The sequence below is a fragment of the Bacillus sp. G402 genome, assembly GCF_051172515.1.
Taxonomy (GTDB): Bacteria; Bacillota; Bacilli; order Bacillales; family Bacillaceae; genus Bacillus; species Bacillus altitudinis.
Window position 1 is genome coordinate 1335225 of sequence record NZ_JBPIZC010000001.1, and the last position, 23248, is coordinate 1358472.

Annotated in this window: 24 protein-coding genes and 1 other annotated feature; of the genes, 8 read left to right on the forward strand and 16 right to left on the reverse strand. The window is 39.6% G+C overall.

Annotated features, from left to right (window positions below; genetic code table 11):
- Positions 1 to 77: 77 nt before the first annotated feature.
- Positions 78 to 821: a bis(5'-nucleosyl)-tetraphosphatase PrpE gene (gene prpE / locus ACSBQP_RS07055; RefSeq protein ID WP_017367020.1), complete on the forward strand. Its 744-nt coding sequence runs from the start codon at positions 78 to 80 to the stop codon at positions 819 to 821.
- 40 nt (positions 822 to 861) lie between these two features.
- On the opposite strand, the gene ACSBQP_RS07060 is transcribed toward prpE, so the two are convergent.
- The 4 genes from ACSBQP_RS07060 to ACSBQP_RS07075 form a co-directional block, all read right to left on the reverse strand.
- Positions 862 to 1755: an RluA family pseudouridine synthase gene (locus ACSBQP_RS07060; RefSeq protein WP_076822034.1), complete on the reverse strand. Its 894-nt coding sequence runs from the start codon at positions 1753 to 1755 to the stop codon at positions 862 to 864.
- 17 nt (positions 1756 to 1772) lie between these two features.
- Positions 1773 to 2573, reverse strand: coding sequence for an NAD kinase (locus tag ACSBQP_RS07065; RefSeq protein ID WP_008355343.1), 801 nt, complete (start codon positions 2571 to 2573; stop codon positions 1773 to 1775).
- Positions 2574 to 2638: 65 nt separating this feature from the next.
- A complete protein-coding gene (locus tag ACSBQP_RS07070) occupies positions 2639 to 3268 on the reverse strand; it encodes a GTP pyrophosphokinase (RefSeq protein WP_008348457.1) in 630 nt (209 codons plus the stop codon).
- A gap of 33 nt (positions 3269 to 3301) precedes the next feature.
- Entirely contained in the window at positions 3302 to 3667 is a 366-nt protein-coding gene (locus tag ACSBQP_RS07075) for a hypothetical protein (protein WP_008348459.1), read from the reverse strand.
- Positions 3668 to 3884: 217 nt separating this feature from the next.
- Between ACSBQP_RS07075 and ACSBQP_RS07080 the strand changes: the two genes are divergently transcribed.
- The 5 genes from ACSBQP_RS07080 to ACSBQP_RS07100 all read left to right on the forward strand — a co-directional run bounded on the left by ACSBQP_RS07080 (position 3885) and on the right by ACSBQP_RS07100 (position 7304).
- Positions 3885 to 4460, forward strand: a complete 576-nt coding sequence (locus ACSBQP_RS07080) for a CYTH domain-containing protein (RefSeq protein ID WP_048003217.1) — start codon at positions 3885 to 3887, stop codon at positions 4458 to 4460.
- A gap of 25 nt (positions 4461 to 4485) precedes the next feature.
- Positions 4486 to 5250, forward strand: a complete 765-nt coding sequence (locus tag ACSBQP_RS07085; protein WP_008348461.1) for a lytic transglycosylase domain-containing protein — start codon at positions 4486 to 4488, stop codon at positions 5248 to 5250.
- A gap of 277 nt (positions 5251 to 5527) precedes the next feature.
- The gene (locus ACSBQP_RS07090) at positions 5528 to 5926 is read left to right on the forward strand and encodes a thiol management oxidoreductase (RefSeq protein ID WP_007499001.1); all 399 of its coding nucleotides are present in this window, start codon (positions 5528 to 5530) and stop codon (positions 5924 to 5926) included.
- Complete coding sequence (locus ACSBQP_RS07095; RefSeq protein ID WP_007499002.1) at positions 5923 to 6834, forward strand: ClpXP adapter SpxH family protein; 912 nt, start codon at positions 5923 to 5925, stop codon at positions 6832 to 6834. Before ACSBQP_RS07090 ends, ACSBQP_RS07095 begins: the two co-directional genes overlap by 4 nt.
- Before the next feature lie 296 nt (positions 6835 to 7130).
- On the forward strand, positions 7131 to 7304 hold the full coding sequence (locus ACSBQP_RS07100; RefSeq protein ID WP_008348466.1) for a hypothetical protein: 174 nt from the start codon (positions 7131 to 7133) through the stop codon (positions 7302 to 7304).
- 234 nt (positions 7305 to 7538) lie between these two features.
- On the opposite strand, the gene pepF is transcribed toward ACSBQP_RS07100, so the two are convergent.
- The 4 genes from pepF to mecA all read right to left on the reverse strand — a co-directional run bounded on the left by pepF (position 7539) and on the right by mecA (position 13174).
- Positions 7539 to 9365, reverse strand: a complete 1827-nt coding sequence (pepF, locus tag ACSBQP_RS07105; protein ID WP_282706805.1) for an oligoendopeptidase F — start codon at positions 9363 to 9365, stop codon at positions 7539 to 7541.
- Between the two features lie 214 nt (positions 9366 to 9579).
- Entirely contained in the window at positions 9580 to 10740 is a 1161-nt protein-coding gene (locus ACSBQP_RS07110; RefSeq protein ID WP_039963479.1) for a competence protein CoiA family protein, read from the reverse strand.
- Positions 10741 to 10902: 162 nt separating this feature from the next.
- A complete protein-coding gene (gene cls / locus ACSBQP_RS07115; protein WP_008348473.1) occupies positions 10903 to 12423 on the reverse strand; it encodes a cardiolipin synthase in 1521 nt (506 codons plus the stop codon).
- 85 nt (positions 12424 to 12508) lie between these two features.
- Positions 12509 to 13174, reverse strand: a complete 666-nt coding sequence (gene mecA, locus ACSBQP_RS07120; RefSeq protein ID WP_039963417.1) for an adaptor protein MecA — start codon at positions 13172 to 13174, stop codon at positions 12509 to 12511.
- 264 nt (positions 13175 to 13438) lie between these two features.
- Between mecA and ACSBQP_RS07125 the strand changes: the two genes are divergently transcribed.
- Positions 13439 to 14104 carry a TerC family protein gene (locus ACSBQP_RS07125; RefSeq protein WP_007499010.1) on the forward strand — a complete coding sequence of 222 codons (666 nt, stop codon included), beginning with the start codon at positions 13439 to 13441 and terminating at the stop codon, positions 14102 to 14104.
- Positions 14105 to 14144: 40 nt separating this feature from the next.
- On the opposite strand, the gene spxA is transcribed toward ACSBQP_RS07125, so the two are convergent.
- From spxA to ACSBQP_RS07165, 8 genes are all read right to left on the reverse strand, one after another.
- Positions 14145 to 14540 (reverse strand): transcriptional regulator SpxA, encoded by a 396-nt coding sequence (gene spxA, locus ACSBQP_RS07130; protein ID WP_003211421.1) that lies wholly within the window; start codon positions 14538 to 14540, stop codon positions 14145 to 14147.
- Positions 14541 to 14733: 193 nt separating this feature from the next.
- Positions 14734 to 15312 carry a GNAT family N-acetyltransferase gene (locus ACSBQP_RS07135; protein ID WP_007499012.1) on the reverse strand — a complete coding sequence of 193 codons (579 nt, stop codon included), beginning with the start codon at positions 15310 to 15312 and terminating at the stop codon, positions 14734 to 14736.
- A gap of 137 nt (positions 15313 to 15449) precedes the next feature.
- Positions 15450 to 15737 (reverse strand): hypothetical protein, encoded by a 288-nt coding sequence (locus ACSBQP_RS07140; protein WP_435028282.1) that lies wholly within the window; start codon positions 15735 to 15737, stop codon positions 15450 to 15452.
- A gap of 106 nt (positions 15738 to 15843) precedes the next feature.
- A complete protein-coding gene (locus ACSBQP_RS07145) occupies positions 15844 to 16761 on the reverse strand; it encodes an ABC transporter ATP-binding protein (RefSeq protein WP_007499016.1) in 918 nt (305 codons plus the stop codon).
- Between the two features lies 1 nt (position 16762).
- A complete protein-coding gene (locus ACSBQP_RS07150; protein WP_007499018.1) occupies positions 16763 to 17842 on the reverse strand; it encodes an ABC transporter ATP-binding protein in 1080 nt (359 codons plus the stop codon).
- Between the two features lie 12 nt (positions 17843 to 17854).
- Entirely contained in the window at positions 17855 to 18772 is a 918-nt protein-coding gene (locus ACSBQP_RS07155) for an ABC transporter permease (RefSeq protein WP_007499020.1), read from the reverse strand.
- A gap of 3 nt (positions 18773 to 18775) precedes the next feature.
- Complete coding sequence (locus tag ACSBQP_RS07160) at positions 18776 to 19720, reverse strand: ABC transporter permease (protein ID WP_007499022.1); 945 nt, start codon at positions 19718 to 19720, stop codon at positions 18776 to 18778.
- 116 nt (positions 19721 to 19836) lie between these two features.
- The gene (locus tag ACSBQP_RS07165) at positions 19837 to 21474 is read right to left on the reverse strand and encodes a peptide ABC transporter substrate-binding protein (protein ID WP_007499024.1); all 1638 of its coding nucleotides are present in this window, start codon (positions 21472 to 21474) and stop codon (positions 19837 to 19839) included.
- A 482-nt stretch (positions 21475 to 21956) separates the two neighbouring features.
- Positions 21957 to 22176 (forward strand) — a binding site (T-box leader).
- Between the two features lie 53 nt (positions 22177 to 22229).
- Between ACSBQP_RS07165 and trpS the strand changes: the two genes are divergently transcribed.
- Positions 22230 to 23225, forward strand: coding sequence for a tryptophan--tRNA ligase (trpS, locus tag ACSBQP_RS07170; protein ID WP_008348488.1), 996 nt, complete (start codon positions 22230 to 22232; stop codon positions 23223 to 23225).
- Positions 23226 to 23248 lie beyond the last annotated feature (23 nt).

Below are 23248 nucleotides of genomic sequence, written 5' to 3' on the forward strand. Positions count from 1 at the left end.
AAGCCATTCGTTATATTTTCTAAAATTCAAACTTCTTTATATCCGATAAATGGATGAAAAAATCAGGAGGAACCTTTATGAAATTCGATATCATCGGCGATATCCACGGCTGCTACGAAGAGCTGCTTACCCTCATACACAAACTAGGATACGAACTCAAACATGGACTACCTGTCCACCCTGATAAGAGAACACTGGCCCTTGTAGGTGATTTAACAGACCGCGGCCCTCGATCAGTTGCCGTCATGCAATTTGTCATACACGCCTATTCTAAGGGCGCCATCCGCTATGTGCCTGGAAACCATTGTTTTAAGCTGTATCGCTATTTGAAAGGAAATCCCGTTAAATTACTGCACGGCATTGAAACAACGGTGAACGAAATCAAAAACCTGCCACATGATGAACAAACCATTTTATCACGTGAATTTAAACATTTATTTGAAAAGGCGCCGCTTTATGATGTACTCATTCCGAATGAACTGATCATTGCACACGCAGCGATGAAGGAAAAGGATATTGGCAAAAAACCGAACAAACAGATGAGGTCTTATCTATTATTTGGAGCAGTCACCGGAGAAACATGGCCAGACGGTCGACCTGTCAGGAAGGACTGGGCAAAGGAATATCACGGAAAACCATGGATTGTGTACGGGCATACACCCGTAAAAGAACCAAGATTTATCGGTAGAACGGTTAATATTGATACAGGCTGCGTCTTTGGCCACCAGCTCTCTGCTCTTAGATACCCAGAACTTGAGACAGTATCTGTTCCTTCATCTATGCCATATGATGATTCAAGGTTTCAGCATTTCACGCAATAAAAAACCCGGTCCACCATGACAGGTGACCGGGTTTACTTGTTTACTGAAGCAATAGTGTCATATCATCCGGCAAAGGAGCCGAAAAGGTCATGGACTCCCCTGTTATCGGATGCGGAAAAACAAGGATTTCACTATGAAGTGCCTGCCTGCCTATTCTCTCGCTTGTTCCACCATATAGCGTATCTCCAACAAGCGGATGACCAAGGAATTGCATGTGAACACGAATTTGATGAGTTCTTCCCGTTTCAAGGGTGAGGGACACATCAGACATGTCTAAATGAGTATGTACCGCCCGCACTGTATAATGTGTTACGGCTTCCTGACCAGACTCATCTACCATTCGTTCAATAATGCTGTCCCCTTTTCGAGCAATTTTTGCTCTAATTGTTCCTTCCTTTTGCGTGATCATGCCATGTGTCATGGCTCTATACGTTCGCTTGACTTCCCCTTTTTTCTGCGCCTTTGATAAAAGGCTGTGTGCAAAGCGATGTTTAGCGACTAACATGACACCAGAAGTATCACGATCAAGACGGTTCACCAAGTGGACAGTCAGCCGAACGGACTGCTCAGCATAATGGTGAAGCAGTCCATTTGCAATACTATGCTCAGGGTGCTCTCGAGAAGGAATCGATGGGATATACGGCTTTTTATTCAGCACAAGCACGTGCTCGTCCTCAAATAAAATATCAAGTGGAATGGCCGAAGGTTTTAGCCCTTCACTCACTTTTTCCTCGGGAAATAAAATGGTGAGCCTGTCTCCCTCGCGCAGCTCATATCTCACGGTCACATGCTCTCCATTAATCAGAAGGTCACCGCCATCAAATTTAATATCTGTCAGCATTCGTTTTGAAATGCCAAGTTCGATTAAGTAGTTCTTCAGCAGCCTGCCTTCTTCTTTGTCTGATATGGTTTTGTTTATCTTAAAGTATTCCAGCGAGAACAACCTCTTTCTTATTCTCCTTTGCCGATAAAGGAATCTTGCACCCTTTTCCAAAACGGAAATGGTCTAAATCGGGCAAACCGGACATTCTCGTCTGCCACTCGGCATTGAATGGATTTCACATCTTTATGCAGCAGCGACAAATGATCTATCGTCACCTGAAAATCCACATCATTAATCGGTTTGATCACACACGTATGGTGGTCCGGCAAAATGAGCGGCGAACCGACCGTTCTAAACACTCTGTTGTTGATTGAAGCCATTTCTGCCAGCTGGATCGCCCTAATGGATGGGTGAATAATAGCCCCGCCAAGTGCCTTATTATAGGCTGTACTGCCAGATGGTGTAGACAAACAAAGACCATCTCCTCTGAATGTTTCAAAAAGCTGACCCCTAATCTCAACATCTGCCACAAGTGTACCTTCCATACTTTTAATCGTACATTCATTCATTGCTAAATATTTTTCTTCCCTGCCCCCATCGTTGTACCTGACGATGACTTCAAGAATCGGATATTCCACAATATGATAAGGCGTTTTGGCAATGGCTAACACAAGCTTTTCAATTTCACTCGGGACCCAGTCCGCATAAAAACCAAGATGGCCTGTATGTACGCCGACAAAAGCGGTTTCGTTTAGACGGTTACTATACCGGTGAAAAGCGTATAAAAGGGTTCCGTCTCCGCCAACTGTAATGACGAGATCGGGTTCCTCTTCATTTAATTCCATTCCAAAATCCAATAAGTAGGTCTGTATTTTATTTTTAAGTGTGTCAGATACAGAATTCCCTTTCGAAGAAACTGCAAATTTCATGAATTCTTCTCCTTTTCCACCTTGCTGCGACGAGAAAGCAGCATCATATTTGATCAAGCTTAGGCTCAGCTATCGTTTTTCTTTTTCCGGGAAAATGCCACTTGCGCTTCTTGAATTTCCCCTCTGATTTCAGACATCTCATCATCAAGAAGAGATGCTGCCTCAGAAGCTCTTTGAAGGCGCTGCTTGACCTTCTCCGGGATATTCCCGCTATATTTATAATTCAGAGAATGCTCGATGGTCGCCCAAAAATTCATGGCTAATGTACGGATTTGGATTTCGACGAGGAGCTGCTTCTCTCCATTGATCGTTTGCAGCGGATATAACACAACAAGGTGGTACGAGCGGTATCCGCTTTCTTTATGTTCTGCAATATAGTCGCGTTTATCTACAACCACGAAGTCTTTTCGTGACTGAAGCATTTTCTTGACGACTTGTATATCTTCTACAAATTGGCACATAATGCGAAGCCCTGCAATATCCTGCATCGTTTCAATCTCATGCATCGGGATATTTTTACGCTTTGCCTTTTCCAATATGCTGGCAACGGGTTTCACTCGGCCAGTGACAAATTCTACTGGTGAATGGTCATCCTCAAATTCATACAGTTTTCGGATGCCTTTTAGTTTCACTTTTAATTCTTCGACTGCTTGCTTATATGGTGCGAGGAATTGATCCCATTGTTTTTTGTCCATGAAACTTCCCCCAATTCCAAATACCTAATTATTTCAGAGGAATGTGCTCTTCACTTTCTCTTCCATATCTCCGTAATTGGCATTGTCTTTAATATTGTCGATTAAATAGTTTAATTCCTGATGAAGTTGAATGAGTTCTAGCGTTTGCTCTTCCGCCGCCAAATAGACAGGGATTTCACGATTCATTGCTTCTTTTAATGGAGCCCATGTATGTTCTCCTAAAATCAGATACGTAAAAGACTCCTCAGTCTCAAGTATGTAAACGAACGCAAAGTGATCAGAATCAACAAGCATTTGTCCTGATGCTTTTGCTTTTTGAATTTGCTCATCTGACTGGACCGTCAAGATCAGCCTGTCTTCTTTTAAAGTTGCTTCTGTGATTTCAATTCTGTTTTGCATCATGATCTCCTTTACAACAAAGTACAGCTTTATTTTATCATATCAAGTTCAATATTGATAAACCGAACTTTTTGAGAAAATTTGATTTCTCCATTTCGTTGTTCATTTTGCCTCATTTAGCATCTATATACGTCTCTTTTTAAGGAATAAATAAGAAAAAAAGACGCTTTTCATGTACAATAATCATATTTCCTCTAAATGAAAGGTTGATGTCAAAATGGCACAGGAAATTGAGATAGAACTAAAACAATTATTAATGAAAGAAGAATTTGAACAGCTAAAAGAATATTTTCAATTAAAGGACGAGGACTTCCACACTCAAACCAACTATTATTTTGATACACCTCAATTTGATATAAAATCCAAATTCGCTGCATTACGAATGAGAGAAAAAGGCGGGCAGTGGGTCCTCACATTAAAGGAACCGCATGAGATCGGCCTTTTGGAAACTCACCAAACGATCGATCCTCCCACAAGTCTTGAACATTTCCACCTGCCAGAAGGTGAAGTGGCAGACAGATTAGTACACCTTCACATTCAAAAGGATCAAATCGTGTATTTTGGTTCACTGGAAACGTCAAGAGCAGAAAAAATGATCAAAGAAGGCTTAATTGTTTTGGATCACAGCCGATATTTAACAGTAGAGGACTATGAACTTGAATTTGAAGTAAGCGATTTAGACATTGGACAAGCCGATTTCACAGCATTGCTTCAGCAATTTCAGATCCCACCAAGACACACGAAAAACAAAGTCGTACGTTTTTATGAAGAAAAAATGAAAACAAAAGAATAGATGAATTCCTTGAAGGAGGAACATGATGAACGTCAATCAACTTCAATCCTTTATGCAGCTTCAAGCACTCAAAACGTTACAATCTGATAATGGACAAACACAACTCACAGCTGGACAAGAATCAAGCGCTGAGACTTCATTCCAGTCGCTGTTGCAAGATTTTTTAGGCGGATCAGAATTATCTCGTCTCCCGCTTTCCATTTCTGCTTTCATGGGATCGGACCCATCAACGTCTCCGAACACGCAATATGCACGCATGAATCCATATTTATCTGCGATAGCGGGCAGTGAACAGCTTCAATCTCAGTCTCTTTATGCAAATGACAGCCAATTGAATACCGCAAATGGTATTGGAAACGTCTTAAATAACAGCTACACACCGCCCCTTCAAAAAGCTGTTTCAGGCTCTTCATCAAAAGAGATTAATCAAATCGTCTCACAAATGGCTCAAAAGCACGGAGTTCCAGAAAAGCTGATCCACGCAGTGATCAAGCAAGAATCCGGTTATCGCACGAATGCTGTCAGCCATGCAGGTGCACTTGGCCTGATGCAGCTTATGCCGTCTACTGCTAAATCACTTGGCGTGAACAATGCCTTTGATGCAGCCCAAAACATTGAAGGCGGAACGAAGTATTTAAAACAAATGCTGCAAAAATATAATGGAAATGTCTCACTCGCCTTAGCCGCTTATAACGCAGGCTCAGGGAATGTAGATAAGTACGGAGGCATTCCTCCATTTAAAGAAACACAAAATTATGTAAAGAAAATCACAGCTCAATATTTCGCCTAAACCGAAGAGAATAACCTCTTCGGTTTTTTGTATGTCGCTTTTCACCCTTTTTTGACTGAATGTGTTATGATATGGTCAATTGAACACGGAACCTGTCTCCCTCACTATTCCCAAAGGACCAAAGCGGTTTGTTTGTGGAATTGAGTAGAGGTTGTTAAAATAAGTATACAAGAATAGAAACAACAAAATAGAACAAACTGAATATCACTTTTGAAATACATGAAATTCGCAATAGGGTGAGCCATCCTATTAGCTACGAGTTAAAGGAGTAGTCAACATGGTACAATCGTTTAACGCACCTTACGAAGCGGTTGGAGAGGAACTTCTATCGCAACTTGTTGATACTTTTTATGAAAATGTAAAGTGTCATCCTTTGCTTCATCCTATTTTCCCGGATGACTTAAAAGAAACAGCAAGAAAACAAAAACAGTTCTTAACTCAATATTTAGGCGGACCGCCGCTTTATACTGAGGAGCATGGTCACCCAATGCTACGGGCGAGACATCTCCCTTTTCCGATTACTGAGGAGCGGGCGGACGCATGGCTTGAATGCATGGAGGATGCAATGGATCAAGTAGGACTAACCGGCGATATTCGTGACTTTTTATTTGAGCGACTGTCTTTGACGGCTCGTCACATGGTCAACCAAATACCTGAAAAGGACGGACGATCTTGAGCTGCAATCCGCATGAGCAATATTTCTCACATTGTCACGGACATCCTCAAAAGCCGATTGAAATCTATGTATTCATTGATCCTCTCAGCCCGGACTGCTGGTTATTAGAGCCATCAATTAAAAAGTTGAAAATGAAATATGGCCGTTTCTTCACTTTACGAACGGTTACAAGTTCTAGTATTAATGCTTTGAACCGGAAACGAAAAAAACATTTGCTAACCGAAGCGTGGGGGAAATTTGCCACGAAAACTCAGACCAAAAAAGAACAAATGCTGTCTGAACAAATTGTGACATCACCTTATCTCGCCTCTCTTGCATTAAAAGCAGCTGAACTTCAAGGCAGAAAATGCGGAATGAAATTTTTACGACTCATTCAAGAATCGCTTTTTTGCCATCAGCAGGACGTCACCAGTGAACAAGTCTTGCTAGAAAATGCAAAAACGGCTGGACTGGACATTGAAGAGTTCCAGCGAGATATCCATTCTCAAAGTGCTGTCAAAGCGCTCCAATGTGATATGAAAATCGCAGCTGAAATGGATGTGTCTGAGCTTCCCACTTTCGCCTTTTTTAATACGATCAATGGTGAAGAAGGATTAAAGATTTCAGGTGCATATTCTTACGATATTTACGAGGAAATTCTCTTTGAAATGATTGGCGAAAAACCAACACCTTCAGAACGACCGCCAATTGAATGGTTTATCGCTTACTTTCAATTTGCATCAGCAAAAGAAATTGCCGTTGTATATGACCTGACCCTTGAAGAAGTTGAACGCGAGATGAAAAAGCTCGCATTTGCTAAAAAGGTAGAACGTGTACAAGTACATCAAGAAATGTTTTGGCGTTATACAGAAGGAGACAATCATTCAGATCTTGATGTCTACCGCTGTGAGAATGAACATGGGTGCTGACCCATGTTTTTTTCTTTACCCCCAAAAGAACACTTGTTCTATTTATAAGTACGAAGAAACCGCGCCGGGATAAGCGCGGTTTCACTATGTCTTAACGACAACAAAGGGGATGGGAGAAATTTTTCACGGTCAAACAAAGGGGTAATGTTTGTATGTGATTAATTTCACATCTGTAGTATATCAAATTTTGTCGACTTATGACAACCGATATACTATATGTTCATATTTTTGTCACAAAACATAAGAGGACTGTCACTTTCATATAGTGAAAGTAACAAAAAAATGGGGGGATCTGCATGCGCAGCACAACCATTGGACTTGTTGCCATTGGCTTATGTTTCTGTTTAAATATATTAGGCTTAATGAAGATGCTGCCTCTATACCTGACATCTCCACTCCTATTCGCTTCCATTCTCTTTACACTCTATCGAATGAATCACCGAAAAACCTTCAAAGGATTTAAAGCGTAACAATTGAATGTACAAACCTCGTTCATATAGACGAGGTCTATCGTGTAGGCAAACCCTCGCATTCGGTGTCAGTCGTCCTGCGTGCAAAGGTTTTCTATCACGCTAAAAAGAAGTCAAAGGGCTAAAATCAAGTTCATCTTAGCCCTTTGTCAACAATCTGGTCTTTTTTATTTCAAGAAAAAACTCCTGCCAAAAGGTGAGTTTGCACTCACACACCTGACAGAAGTCTTCTCGTTACTCACCAGTCTTTGAGATGAGCTCTTCCATTTCCTTTAATTTTTCTTCAAACAATTGACATGCTGCCTCAATTGGTTCTTTTGATGCCATATCTACACCAGCTTTTTTCAGCACGTTGATTGGATAGTCAGAGCTTCCTGCTTTAAGGAAGTCTGTATAGCGCTCTACCGCAGGTTTCCCTTCTTCTAAAATTTGTTTACTTAATGCCTGAGCCGCACTATAGCCTGTCGCATATTGATACACATAATAGTTGTAATAGAAATGCGGAATTCGCGTCCATTCTAATCCGATTTCCTTATCCACAACCATACCGTCGCCAAAATACTTCTTATTCAGGTCGTAATACAGGTTCGTCATAAACTCTGGCGTTAATGCCTCCCCTTCTTGCGCTTTCACATGAATCAGGTGCTCGAACTCTGCAAACATCGTTTGTCTGAATACCGTCCCTCTAAATCCTTCTAACAAGTGATTGAGCACATACAAGCGCTGCTTTTTGTCCTCTAAATGATTGAGTAAGTATTCACCTAGTAATGCTTCGTTTGTTGTAGAAGCTACTTCCGCTACGAAAATGCTGTAGTTTCCGTACGGATATGGCTGATGCTTTCTTGTATAGTAGCTATGAACAGAGTGACCAAATTCATGAGCCAGCGTAAATAAATTATCAATATTATTTTGCCAGTTCATTAAGATATAAGGATTCGTACCATAGCTTCCAGAAGAATACGCGCCGCTTCGTTTCCCTTTATTCTCATAAACGTCTACCCAGCGATTTTCGAGTCCCTCTTTTAATACCGAAACATATTCTTCTCCTAATGGCGCTAACCCTTTCAGCATATAATCCTTTGCTTCATCATAGGTCAGCTTCATGCCAGCATCTTTTACTAATGGTGTATACAAGTCATAATTGTGCACTTCATCAAGCTTTAATACCTTTTTACGCAATTCAATGTAGCGGTGTAATAACGGTAAATATTGATGAACTGTATCAATTAGATTGTCATACACTTCTTCAGGAATACTGTTGCGTGATAACGCTGCTTCTCTTGCAGATTTGTAATGACGTACTTTCGCATAAAAATTATCCTTTTTAATCGAGCCGCTGAGTGTAGACGCCAAAGTATTCTTATATTGATCATACGTTTTATAAACGGCTTTAAAAGCATTCTTTCTCACTTCACGATCATCACTGTTTAAAAAGGTAATGAAGTTGCCATGAGTAATTTTCTTTTCTTCTCCATTTTCATCCTTAACAGAAGGGAACGAAATATCTGCATTATTAAACATACTAAACGTAGTGGATGATGTTGATAAAGGTTCAGAGGCTTCAGCTAATAAAGCTTCTTGCTCCTCACTTAAAATATGCGGACGCTCTTTGTTAATTTCTTCGAGAGCGTGAGAATAAAGTTTTAATTCTTCTTTTTCCAATATAAATTGCTGCAGCTTATCTTCTTGAATAGATAAAATTTCCGGAACAATATAGGCAGATGTACTAGACAGCTGTGTAAATAAATTGGATGCTTTATCATTTAAAGCCTGAAATGATGAATTTGTTGTATCTTCATCGTATTTCATGTGCGCATATGTATAAAGCTTGCCAAGCTTTTCAGAAAGTTGATCCTGAAATGTTAGGGCTTCATACAAGACATCAGCAGAATGGGCCAGCTTGCCTTTAAATTGGGCGAGCTTCGGAATTTCTTTTTTTACAGCTTCGAATTCCTTATTCCAAGAATCGACACTTTCAAAAATATCTTCAAGGCGCCATTTGTTTTCTTCTTTTACTTCGCTTCTGTCTGGTAAATGATTGTTGTTATTTTGTGAAGTCATATGAATCCCCCTTGCATGAGTTGTGTTGAACCAACCTTTCGGAAAGTGAAAGAAATTGGTGTTGTATTTATCTTCTTTGTTTTGAACTATGTTTGTCAAATCATATGCAGAAATAAATACCAAACAAACTAAAAAAATGAGAAAAAAGCGTTTCTTTCTATTCAATAGCAGCACCACCTTTTTCTTATCATGATCAAAGTGGGCATGAAACATGCTAATGAAATAAGAAAGCATCTCGTTTTATCGCTTCATCTGCTGTTCGTATAGGCTTTTGATTCGACGTTACTTGATAATTACCCTCTTTCGTCATGTATAAAAACCCTAGTTTCACAAGCGCCCGTACATATGAAATGATCACCTCTTTGATTTCTTCTATTGTGACATTGGCATATCGGAGCTTCACTTCTTTATGCTGGACACATCGATCAATTTCTTTTAAAAGAAGATGAATGGTCACTTGTTCTTTTCCCTTTCTAACCATCCAATCATAAAGACATCCTTGCCACACATAAACAGGGCTTGAAAAGATATATGCTTCTGTCAGGGGGATAAATAATTCTGTCGGTAGAAATGGCCATGCTGTTTGATGATGCTCATAAAATATGGTTCTTAAACGCTTGCTTTCATTTGCTAAAATGCGGGGTGGCCGCTCCCTAAATTGCCGAATACACTTGAGCCACTCTTTATACAATTGATGATTGCTCGAGGAAACAGATAAGAGTGCTGGTAGTTGGCGATAAGCTGAAGGCGGTCTAACGGTCATTGAGGCACATATTTTCGTTGGCTGAAACACGAGAAGTTGATCCAGGTGGATGAATCTATTTTGAATCGGACAATAAAAAATGAGTCTCCTATTCTTTGACTGCCTTAAAATTCCCCAATGAATGGAGGAGAATGAAAAGAGCTGGCCAGCCATTCGTTTTAAACGATTCGCACCTATGATCCATATAGGATAGAGCCCCGCAGCACGGAGACCTTCCGTTCGTCTATGTAGCTCTTTCCACGAAATATTTGCACATTGAAATTCGATGGCATAGCTTTTATTTTCTATAGCAACGGTCACATCAGGGCGCTGCTGAATGTTTGAGACATATTTCTCTAGTAACGGCTCATATCCAAGCTGCGTGAGCCAATCCTTAAGAGCCATTTTCCCTGCCTGATGATAAGCTGTTTCACCGGTGGACGCTAATGGACATGCCGAGAGCTGTTTATGTGCAAAATGATGGACACGATGCTCACCTAGCTTTAATAGAACCTCCTGCCTACATTCAGGACAGTAAAATTTGCACGTAGCTCTTACATGCTCTAGCCGCCTTTTAGTCAGATGTTGTGTGATGCGAATCAGCTTGCCATTCTCCATGATCGCTGCATTCATATATTTCGCCCCTTGCTCTTTGATGACCGTATTATAGCTTTTTCTCTCATCAGGAAGCGAATATCGAAAATGAATTTTTATCGTATCAAAACACGATTTCAACCTAATTTCCCTAAGTAAAATAAAAAATCCCCCTTTTAGAAAAGGGGGAAAATACAATTTTTATAAAAGAGGTGATAATAATCTTGCTGTTGATTCAAACAGCCTCACCCTCAAAGGTCTCTTCGCAAATTCTTCTGGAACAATTTCATGCGACTGCTCTAAATCACCTAAGAAGTCGTTGACCAGCTTCTCTGTACTTTTTGTTTTATAGAGGAAAGCATTCACTTCAAAGTTCAGGTGAAAACTTCTCATATCCATATTTGCTGTACCAATTGATGCTAGTTCACTATCCACAATGATAAACTTACTATGCATAAAGCCTTGATCATATTCATATACCTTCGCACCTGCTTCTAAAAGTTCGGGGAAGTATGAACGGGACGCATGAAATACGATGCGTTTATCTGGATTTTTCGGCGCAATGATTCGCACATCGACTCCGCTCAATGCAGCAATTTTCAGTGCGGACAAAATATCATCATCAGGTACAAAATAAGGTGAAGCAATCCAAATTGATTTTTTGGCGGAGATAATCATGGAGAAAAAGAGATTTTTAATGACTTCCCACTGTTTATCAGGACCACCAGCAATCATTTGTACGCCTTCTGCTCGACTCTCCATATGGCTGAAATCTTTAAAATAATCCACACCCGAGCATCTTTCATTGGTCATGTAATACCAATCCTGCATAAAAATCTGCTGCAAATCACGAACGGCCTCACCTTTAATCATCAGGTGTGTATCACGCCAAAATCCATATTGTCTGCTTCTACCCATATATTCGTCCCCAATGTTAAGTCCGCCGACAAATCCTACTTCTCCATCAATCACCACGATTTTCCGGTGATTTCGGAAATTGATTTTATTATTTAATAAGGGCAGTCTAACTGGTAAAAACGGAACGATCTGCACGCCAGCCTTTTCTAAGTCAGCAATATATTGACGGGAAAGTTTTAGGCTGCCTACATCGTCATATAAAAAGCGGACAATCACACCACTTTTTGCTTTCTCAATTAAAATGTCCTTTAATTCTTGTCCCAGATCATCATGACGGAGAATATAATATTCTAGGTGAATGTGATGTGTTGCTTTTTTGATTTCTTCAAAAATATGAGAGAACGTTTCTTCTCCATTGGTCAGAACTTTAGAGGATGTGCGATACGTAATAGGGGTATGTCCAAGTCTGTGGGCCAGCTTAAATAAGAGCTGCTGATGGTCACCCATATGAGTCATCTTTTCAATTGCTTCTCTGTGGATACGTTCATCTTCCTGGACAAGCTGTTCATCCAGCACCGCTTTCTTTTCAAAAAGTCTGCGCTTTTTAATATTGCGTCCAAAGAAAATATAAAACAAAAACCCGAAAAGCGGAAAGCTCCCAAGCAGCACAAGCCACGTAATCGTTTGAGAGGGGTTTCTGTTTTCTAAGAAAATGACAAACCCGATGAAGATAATCGATAAAGTGAATAGAACACTGACGGAACTTAATACACTTACCGCTAGATCACCGGCAAAAATTTGGATAATCAAATAAGCACCTATCGTAATGATAAGAAAAAATAGAACTTTGACTACATTTCTCATTTCATTTTCTCCTTGCCGATCACTTTATTTACTTTTTCATTCAGATAAAAAAGTCGATTCCTCTATAGAAATCGACTTTTGGTTGTTACGAGAAGTGCTGTTGAATCGTTTCAAGCGCATTCTCTTTGACAATCAGCTGACCGTATTCTTGCAGTCTGTAGATGCTGACCACTGATTCATGAGCATATTCAAGCAGAATACTAAGCTTATTCTCCACCTGCTCATCTGACAAATCCTCGTAGAAGTCAACATATAGATAATAACGGTTTTCAAACGAATATAAACTTGTCGTAAAATCCTGCATATTTAATTGAGAAAGTGCAATCAAATCTTCAAAGTCATCCATTTTTAATACGAACTGAAGTTGAAGTTTTTTGTCCTTCTCATTATGATCTTCTTGATCTTGCTCTTCTTTATGAAAATCATCAAGCAGAGCATCTAAACTTTCTTCATCTGTTTGATCTTTTTTATCTTCTGGAATCGGCAATTCGAGCTTTTGTCCATCTTTAGAAAGTTGGGCTTTTGTCACGACAATTTCAAGACCTTTATCAAGTGCCTGTACTTGAATCCAAAGTGGTCCCTCTACTGCAAATTCTTCTTCTTCGTGCACTTCGTCCATCACTTCCCAGAACAGCTCTTCACTGCGCTCACGATTATACCAAATCTCTTCACGGTCAAAACCGCGATCTTCAATATCACCGTAGGAAATATAAAATTTGACTGTATGTTCATTTATTCTTTCGATTTCCATTTTGCCAACCTTCCCTTCTATATAAGATGTTGAAGGGACATACAAGCTCCCAATTAATAGTACTTTACTACACTTTACCCGTTCCGTCTACATGTTAACCATTTAAAGAAATGAGGTATTGCTGTGTACTGTCTATTTTATGATAAAAGATGAATAAAAGAAATAAAAACGCATTTTTTGCAGAGAAAACTTGCAGAAACATATATTTGAATTGTCTTCATATATTGGTTGTACGAGCTATTTTAGTGAAATGAGGTGAACTGGATGGAAACAGAGTGGATCGTATCCTTACTGATGATTATTGGCATAGACCTCATATTAGGCGGAGATAATGCATTAATCATTGCGATGGCCAGTCGAAGCTTATCAAATGAAAAACGAAACAAAGCCATATGGATCGGCACACTTTTGGCAGTGCTGATGAGAATCACCATGACTGGTGCTGCCGTTTATTTATTGACCATCCCCTATTTGCAATTTATCGGCGGTCTCTTTCTCCTTTATATAGGATACAATTTGTTAATTGAACAAAAGAAAGAATCCATTCGGATTAAAAGCAGCGGCTCCCTTTGGCGTGCTGTTCAGACCATCGTGATTGCAGATCTTTTTATGTCACTTGATAATGTGATTGCTGTTGCAGGGGCGGCTAAAGGGAACATGGTGCTCACTGCCTTTGGCTTAATGATTTCAGTTCCGATTATTATTTGGGGGAGTAAGCTGATTCATGCAGCACTAACCAAGTTTCCGATTCTTTTATACGGAGGGAGTGCCCTTTTAGCTTTTACTGGCGGAGAAATGATTGTCCGTGATGTAAAACTGAATGAATTTATGGCGCAGCATACAACACTTGAATTGTTGCTTCCTTTTTTAACCGTCGCAACCGTTATTTTAGCCAGTCTCTTTTACGAACAAACGGCTGAAAATAAATAAAAAAAGCTGCCAAATGATCGGCAGCTTTTCGTGTTCTCTATTAGTTAGCAAGTCGCTGAGCTTCTCGAAGTTGGAATGTACGAACCGTTCTAGGAAGGAAACGTCTAATTTCATCTTCGTTGTACCCAACTTGCAGTCTTTTTTCATCCAAAATAATTGGACGTCTTAGAAGACCAGGGTGCTCATTGATTAGTTTATACAATTGTTGAAGCGGCATTGTCTCAACATTTACATTTAGTTTTTGGAATACTTTAGAACGTGTTGAGATAATTTCATCTGTACCATCTTCCGTCATACGAAGAATCTCTTTGATTTCATCGATTGAAAGAGGCTCAGAAAAGATATTTCTCTCTTGGTATGGAATATTGTGCTCTTCTAACCACGCTCTTGCTTTTCTACATGATGTACAGCTTGGTGATGTGTATAATGTTACCATAAATCTTCACTCCTCAATTTGTAGAATGAATATTGATCTGTATTCTTAAATTAAAATTGTTCTAAATAAGTAATCTTTATAGTGATTATACTATAAAAAAGTAAGTGTGAACAGATTTTCTTGCAATTTTTGTGACAAAAACTAGACAATTTCATTCTTTTTGTGCTGATGTTTGAAGTCTGAACATTCTCATTTAGTCGAGATGATCGAAAATATTTTTTTGTTTTCTATTTTCAACGAGCTTCAGCACATCATCAACATCCTCATACGATTGTCCATACCATTCTTCGTCTTTATACGTATGGATTCCTTCGTACGTCTTTCTCATGGCCTCCATCATTTCTTCCTCATTATCTGTACGAGGCGACCAATAAAGAATTTCCATGCGGTTCACTTCATTCGTTGCAAGTGACCTGCGTTTATAACCAATTGATTCAGCATGCTTGAAGTGCTCTCTCTGATAAAACTTTAGGCGCTTTGCAGTATCTGCATCATCTTCATCTACAGGCTCGACCTCAAGCAAGATCGGTTTTCTTTTTTCCTTCAGCTTATGAATGAGCTTTGAGCCGAGGCCTTCACCTCTTGCATCCTTGGAAACAAATAAATAATCAATAAAGATGAAAGAATCAAATTCAGCGTACATCATCACATGATGAGGCCCTTCTTCTTTATGATAAATATCACTTCTTTCCTTTAATAAAGCTTCCATATGCTCTTTTGACTTCATTTCTTCTATCGGGAAGTATTCACTGAGCTTTTCATACCAATTCATGGATCCGCTCCTTATGATGTAGTTAAGAACCACTTCCTTATCTATTCCCGATTTCCTGCTATTTAAACGCCTGTACTAGTAAGACGCAACAATGCCTTTGGTGGTTTCACTTTTTTTCAAGAGAAAGCAAAAAAGTTTTATATCGAACGATTCATGAGCATTTGAAAGCAAGCAAACAAAAGAAGTGTCATGGCGATCTGAAGCATGATGAAATAAAGGTACTTCATACGCCGGACTTCTTCCTTCTGTTTATTCGTGCGCCGATACAGAGCAAATTCAACCGAAAACGAAATGATGCAAATGAGCACTAAAAATGCGATCATCCACTTTCCTCCGTTTGGTTCCGTTAAAAAAGATAATGAAAAAAGCATCGTGACGATAAAAAAGTGAAGACATGAATAGCGAAACGTCTTCCATAACAACATTTGATTTCCTCCTGGTTTACTCATTTTACATAAAAATTACCATCAACTTGTTTTTTTGTAAAATAAAAAAAAGAAGCACTGATATCGCAGTGCTTCTTCTCTGTTCTTATTGTTTTGCTTTGATCTCTTTGAATTCTTCCTCAGTACAGCTGACAAAGTGACCTGGCTTCACTTCACGAAATTCCGTATTTGTTCCTTTATGAACAGATGGATCGTATTTAATCCGTTTGCGGTTACGCTCATAATCAGGATCTGGAAGCGGAATCGCAGATAGTAATGATTTTGTATATGGATGAAGCGGGTTTTCATATAATTCATTCGCTGGTGCCAGCTCAACCAATTTCCCAAAATACATCACGCCGATACGATCGCTGATATATTTCACCATGGAAAGGTCATGGGCAATGAATAAATACGTTAAGCCCTTTTCTTCTTGCAGCTCTTTCATTAAGTTGACGACCTGCGCTTGGATCGACACATCTAGTGCAGAGATTGGCTCATCGGCAATGATGAAATCCGGCTCAACAGCTAACGCACGAGCAATCCCAATACGCTGCCTTTGACCACCTGAAAATTCATGCGGGTATCTATTCGCATGCTCTTTATTCAAACCAACCGTTTCAAGCAATTGATATACACGCTCTTTACGTGCTTGTTTTGTTTTCGCAAGGCCATGAATGTCAATACCTTCTGCAATGATATCAAGAACTGTCATTCTAGGGTTAAGTGAAGCATATGGGTCTTGGAAAATCATCTGCATTTGACGGTTAAATTCAAGCATTTTTTGTCTTGATTTCTTTCCGTGTACGCTTTCTCCTTTATAGAGAACTTCGCCATCTGTCGCATCATAAAGTCTTATGATCGAACGGCCAGTTGTCGACTTTCCACATCCAGATTCACCTACAAGTCCAAGTGTTTCACCTTTATAAATATCAAATGAGACACCATCAACTGCTTTTACAGTCCCTCTTGCTGTATGGAAATGCTGTTTTAAATTTTTAATTTCTAACAGTTTTTCTGCCATGCTATTCACCCTCTTTTACTAATACAGGTTTTTCGTAGCTACCTTCTAGTTCACGCATTCTCGCCTTTACGGAAGCAGGCGGTTCAACTTTAGGGGCATTCGGATGAAGTAGCCATGATTTCACATAATGCGTATCTGATACTTTGAACATTGGCGGTTCTTGTTCAAAGTCAATTTTCATTGCATAATCGCTCCGGAGTGCAAATGCATCTCCTTTCGGCGGGTTTGTTAAATCTGGTGGTGTTCCTGGAATCGCTGTTAGTTTTCCTTCAGCTCCTCCATCTGTGTCTAGGCTTGGCATAGATGCTAAAAGTCCCCATGTATACGGATGTTTCGGATTGTAGAAAATTTCATCAACAGTCCCTGTCTCCACAATCTGTCCTGCATACATAACGGCTACACGATCAGCAACATTGGCTACAACACCTAGATCATGGGTAATAAAGATAATAGATGTTTCGACTTTTTGCTGAATTTCTTTCATTAATTCTAAAATTTGCGCCTGAATGGTTACATCAAGTGCAGTCGTTGGCTCATCGGCAATCAATAGCTTTGGATCGGCTGCAAGTGCCATCGCGATGACAACCCTTTGTCTCATCCCGCCACTAAATTCATGCGGATATTGTTTGATTCTTTTTTCAGGCATTGGAATCCCAACAAGCTCTAAAAGTTCAATGGCTCTTTTTTCAGCCGCTTCTTTTGAGATTTGTTCGTGCTTGAAAAGTACTTCTGTAATTTGTTTCCCGACCTTCATGGTTGGGTTCAAAGAAGTCATCGGATCTTGGAAGATCATCGAAATGTCTTTTCCTCGAATGGTTTGCATTTGCTTTTCCGTTTTCTTGACAATATCTTGCCCATCAAATAAAATCTCTCCGCGCTTGAAATAACCTGGCGGCATCGGGATTAATCGCATGATGGCCTGTGATGTTACACTTTTACCAGAACCAGATTCACCTACAATAGCAAGTGTCTCGCCTTTATTTAAGTGGAAGTTCACACCACGAATGGCTTGAACCTCTCCACCATATGTTTTAAATGAGATTGCAAGGTCTTTCACCTCTAGAATACGTTCACGTTCCATCCTAATCACTCCTTATTTACGCAACTTCGGATCTAAAGCGTCTCTTAGTCCGTCTCCAACCACGTTAAAACCAAACATTGTAATACAGATAAATGCGGCTGGGAACCATAATCTCCATGGATAATACGTCATGGCCGGAATTCCGTCAGAAGCCATTGTTCCCCAGCTAGCTAATGGAGCCGGTACACCAAGCCCTAGATAGCTTAAGAATGCTTCTGTGAAAATAGCAGAAGGAATCGTTAATGTCATTGTGACAAGAATCGGTCCCATTGAGTTTGGAATCAAGTGTTTAAATAAAAGTCTAGATGTTTTTGCACCTAATGTTTGTGCTGCAAGAACGTATTCTTGGCTCTTCAATTGTAAAACTTGCCCTCGAACGATACGTGCCATGTTAATCCAGCCTACGACTGTCATAGCAAGGATAATCGTTAATAATCCTTTTGGCAGAACAACCATCATTAAAATAACCATTAATAGTGTTGGAATTGCCCATAAAACGTCTGCGATACGCATCATCACTTCATCTGTACGGCCGCCTTTAAACGCAGCAATACTTCCCCAGATGATCCCGATGATTACGTCAAGAAGCGCTGCAGCAAGACCGATGAAGATCGAAATTCTTGCCCCTACCCATGTACGAACAAACATGTCTCGGCCTAAATCATCTGTACCAAACCAATGCTCTTTTGATGGCGGCTGATCTGCGTTTAGCAAATCTGTCGTCGAATAATCATATTTCGAGAACACTGGAACGAAAATGGCTAGAATCACAATAATGAAAATGATTGCAAGTCCAACCATTGCAAGTTTATTTGCACGGAAGCGAAGCATGGCATCCTTCCATAAAGATAGACTAGGTTTAGAAATTTTTTCAGATTCTGCTGCGTCAGCTGTCGCAGGCACAAATAAATCTTTTCTCATCTCTTCCATGTGTTAGACCCCTTTCTTCGCCTTCGTCAGTTTAATTCTAGGATCAATAATACCGTAGAGGACGTCAACAACTAGAATACTGACTAATAGAATAATACTGTAGAAGACTGTGACACCCATGATGACGGTGTAGTCACGGTTTGTAATGCTTGTAACAAAGTGAGAGCCTAGACCAGGAATACCAAAAATCTTCTCCACGACAAAACTACCTGTCAACACTGAAGCTGCCATTGGTCCCATGTATGTGATAACAGGTAACAATGCGTTTCGAATGGCGTGTTTGATCGTCACAGCTGATTTTGTTAATCCTTTTGCTCTAGCCGTTCTAATGTAGTCACTATTTAATACTTCAAGCATACTTGACCGTGCAAGTCTAGCGATAAATGCCATTGGCATGAAGGAAAGTGCAATAGAAGGTAGTACGGTGCTTGCCCAAGACTCCCATCCTGCAACTGGGAAGATCGCTAAAAAGCTTGCCTCAGATGCAAATACATATTGTAATAGCGCCGCTAAGATGAAACTTGGAACTGAGATTCCAAAGATCGTTAAAATGGCAATCGTATAGTCTTGCCACTTGTTATGATAGAGCGCTGCAAGGACCCCAAACAATACACCAAATGCTAATGCGAGGAGAATTGCCTCAATTCCGAGGGTAAAGGAAACGGGGAATCCAGAACTGATTAAATCATTAACAGTTTGTCCTTTATATTTAAATGAGGGACCAAAATCTAATTTTGCAACTGAACCTAGGTAGCTCACGTATTGAACAAATAAGGGTTTGTCCAACCCGTAGTGCTCGTTTAGGTTTGCTTCAATTTCAGCAGGAAGTTTCTTCTCTCCAGAGAATGGACCACCAGGTGCTGCCTGCATGAGAAAGAAAGTTGCAGTTACAATAACAAACAGTGTGATTAAAATATATATTAATCGCTTACCGATATATTTAAGCAACGGAATTGCACCTCCATGATTTTACAACAATTTCTCTAATCAGCAAGAAAGGTATATGGAGAGACATCCTCCATATACCTTAAGATCCTTGCCGTAGATCTCTTACACTATAACTCTTACTTTTCGAAATGTGCCCATTTGTATTGAACATCACCAAGTCCAGATACAACCACACCTTTAAGTTTTGGATCTTGTACCCAAAGTTGAGTGTAGAAGTAAATAGGCGCTACAGGCATATCGTCGATGATGATTTTTTCTGCTTTTTTCAGCATTTCTTCACGCTTTGTTTTGTCTGTTTCTTTTGCAGAATCATTCAATAATTGTTTGTATTCTTTGCTTTCCCATCCAGTGTCATTGTTTCCACCGTCTTTATCTTTGTAAAGCTCAAGGAAGTTCACTGGATCGTTGAAGTCTCCTAACCAGCCCATACGTCCGATTTGGTAGTCTCCACTGTGGATTTTATCGATGTATACGTTCCACTCAGAGTTATCAAGTTCAACGTTCACACCTAAATCTTTTTTCCACATTTCTTGAATTGCTTGTGCAATCTTTTGGTGGCCTTCATCTGTGTTGTAAGACAATTTCAATGTTGGAAGATCAGAAACTGACTTATAACCTAATTCTTTCGCACCTTTTTCAAGAAGTTCTTTAGCAGTCGCTACATCATGATCTTTGAAGTAACCAGTTTTGTTATCCGTGAATCCTTCCATTGTTGGAGGAACGATTGCCATCGCTGGAACTTGTTCACCTTGCGTAATTTTGTCAACGATCGCTTGACGGTTGATTGAGTATGCAAGGGCTTTACGGATGTTCGCATTGTTTAAAGGTTTTACTTTTGTATTGAATTTGTAGTTATAGATACCAGCGATCGTTTGAATTTCAAGACCGCCTTCTTTTTTCAACGTTTTTAATGACTCAGTTGGAAGGCTTCCAGTTGGAGAACCAGCCCAGTCAAGTTCGCCTTTTTTGAACATGCTAAGTTCAGTGTTTGTATCTTTGATCATAGACATGTTAATCTTTTTCAATTTCACAGTGTCTTTATCCCAGTATTCATTGTTCTTTTCAAGTGTGATAGAACCGCCATGCTTCCATTTAGAAAGAACGAATGGTCCGTTAGATACGTAGTTTTCACCAGCATTTGTGTACCAGTTTTTATTCTTTTCAGCCACTTTTTTGTTGACTGGCATATACGTATAGAATGCAGTTAGTTCAGTAAAGAACGGTGTTGGATTCTCTAGCTCAACTACAAGCGTTTTGTCGTCTTTTGCTTTAATGCCAACATCAGAAACTTTTGCTTCCCCTTTGTTAGCAGCTTCAGCACCTTTAATATAATAAAGCTGGTAAGCATATTGAGATTCATTTTTAGGATCTAATGCCCATTTCCAAGCATATTCGAAGTCTTGTGCTGTGACAGGGTCACCATTAGACCATTTTGCATCACGAAGTGTGAATGTGTAAGTTTTACCATCATCACTTGTTTTGATATCAGAAGCCATTGCGTTTTCTGGCTTACCTTCAGCGTTAATTCTTGTTAATCCCTCAAAAGTCTGACGGATGACACTTCCTGAAGTTGAATCATTTGCCAATCCCGGATGTAGAGAAAAAGGCTCAGTGGAGATATTCACATTTAATGTTGTTTTAGCCTCTCCAGAACTGCTCGTGCTGTCGCCTGATTTGTTTCCGCTGAAACCACAAGCGCTTAATACAAGTGTGAAAATAAGCATTAAAGTAACAACAGACCAACGCTTTTTCAACTGTATTCCCCCTTATAATATGTTTTTAGTTCAAAGGTCTCGATAGAAGATGAGATTCAGATTTAAGAAATAGCGTAAAAAAGTCCCTGAATAGCTTACTTTCTATTTCTTTTGTTTTTTCTGAATTTTCACTATGTAAAGAGCCTAGCACAAACGTGTGAACAAATTCATTATAATGAATAGAATAATTTATTGCAATATCAATTTCACATATTTTTAAAAAACGTAAATGGGGATAAAGATTGATTTTTATAAACTAAAGTCTCAATCACTTCAACAAATTAAAGCGTAAATTGATTAAAATAATTTAACAAATTCAGCAGGAATAATGTTTTATACATATAATTAATCATCCTTTTTTAAAAAATTCTGACAGATAGTTACTATTTTATCTAAAATTTTAAGTGTCAAACGACATGATGAGAAGGTCACAAATAGGCTTCGTGACTTTTTCATGGTCATCCTTTATAATAGATAGACATACTGTTGCGATGAAAAAGAAGAGTACATATATTCACCATTTACAGAGAGTCTGCGGTTGGTGCAAGCAGATAATGGCATGTATGGAATGGGCTTTGGAGCAGCTAACCGAACACTTGATAGAGTGAGTAGGCTTAGACGGAGCAGTCTCCGATATCAACGTCTTGAGTGATTTCTGATTTGAAATAACAAGGGTGGTACCACGGTTCATTCGTCCCTTTTCTGTTGAAAAGTGATGGGTGGGCCTTTTTATATTGAAGAAAAGAGGTTTTAGTATGACAAAAAAGACGATTTTCTCAGGCATTCAGCCTAGCGGTTCTGTGACATTGGGGAACTACATTGGAGCGATGAAGCAATTTGTCGATCTTCAGCATGATTACAACGGCTACTTTTGTGTGGTCGATCAGCATGCCATTACGGTGAGTCAGGATCGTTTAGCCCTTCGACAAAATATAAGAAGCTTAGCCGCTCTTTATTTGGCAGTGGGACTTGATCCTGAGAAGGCAACATTGTTTATCCAATCAGAGGTACCTGCCCACGCCCAGGCAGGATGGATGCTGCAATGTGTCGCTTATATTGGAGAATTAGAAAGAATGACTCAATTTAAGGACAAATCTGCTGGTAAGGAAGCAGTCGTTTCAGGACTATTAACGTATCCGCCATTAATGGCTGGCGATATTTTGTTATACGGTACGGACTTAGTTCCTGTAGGAGAAGATCAAAAGCAGCATCTTGAATTAACGAGAACGCTTGCTGAACGCTTTAACCGAAAGTATAACGACATCTTTACTGTACCTGAAGTCAAAATTCCAAAAGAAGGCGCTCGGATTATGTCTTTAACAGACCCAACGAAAAAAATGAGCAAATCTGATCCGAACCAAAAATCTTTCATTACCTTATTAGATGAGCCAAAACAGCTTGAAAAGAAAATCAAAAGTGCTGTGACTGATTCAGAAGGCATCGTCAAATATGACAAAGAAAACAAACCTGGAATAGCCAACTTGCTGACGATTTATTCTGTATTAGGGAACGTATCGATTGCAGAGCTTGAACAAAAATACGAAGGCAAAGGTTATGGTGAATTTAAGGGAGATCTTGCGAACGTTGTCGTGGATGCTTTGAAACCGATTCAAGATCGCTATTATGAACTCATTGAGTCAGATGAGCTTGACCGCATTTTAGATGAAGGTGCTGAAAAGGCTAACCGTGCGGCAAACAAAATGCTGAAAAAAATGGAGAATGCGATGGGTCTTGGCCGGAAACGCAAATAAAACAAGCTTGCAGCATATTCAGC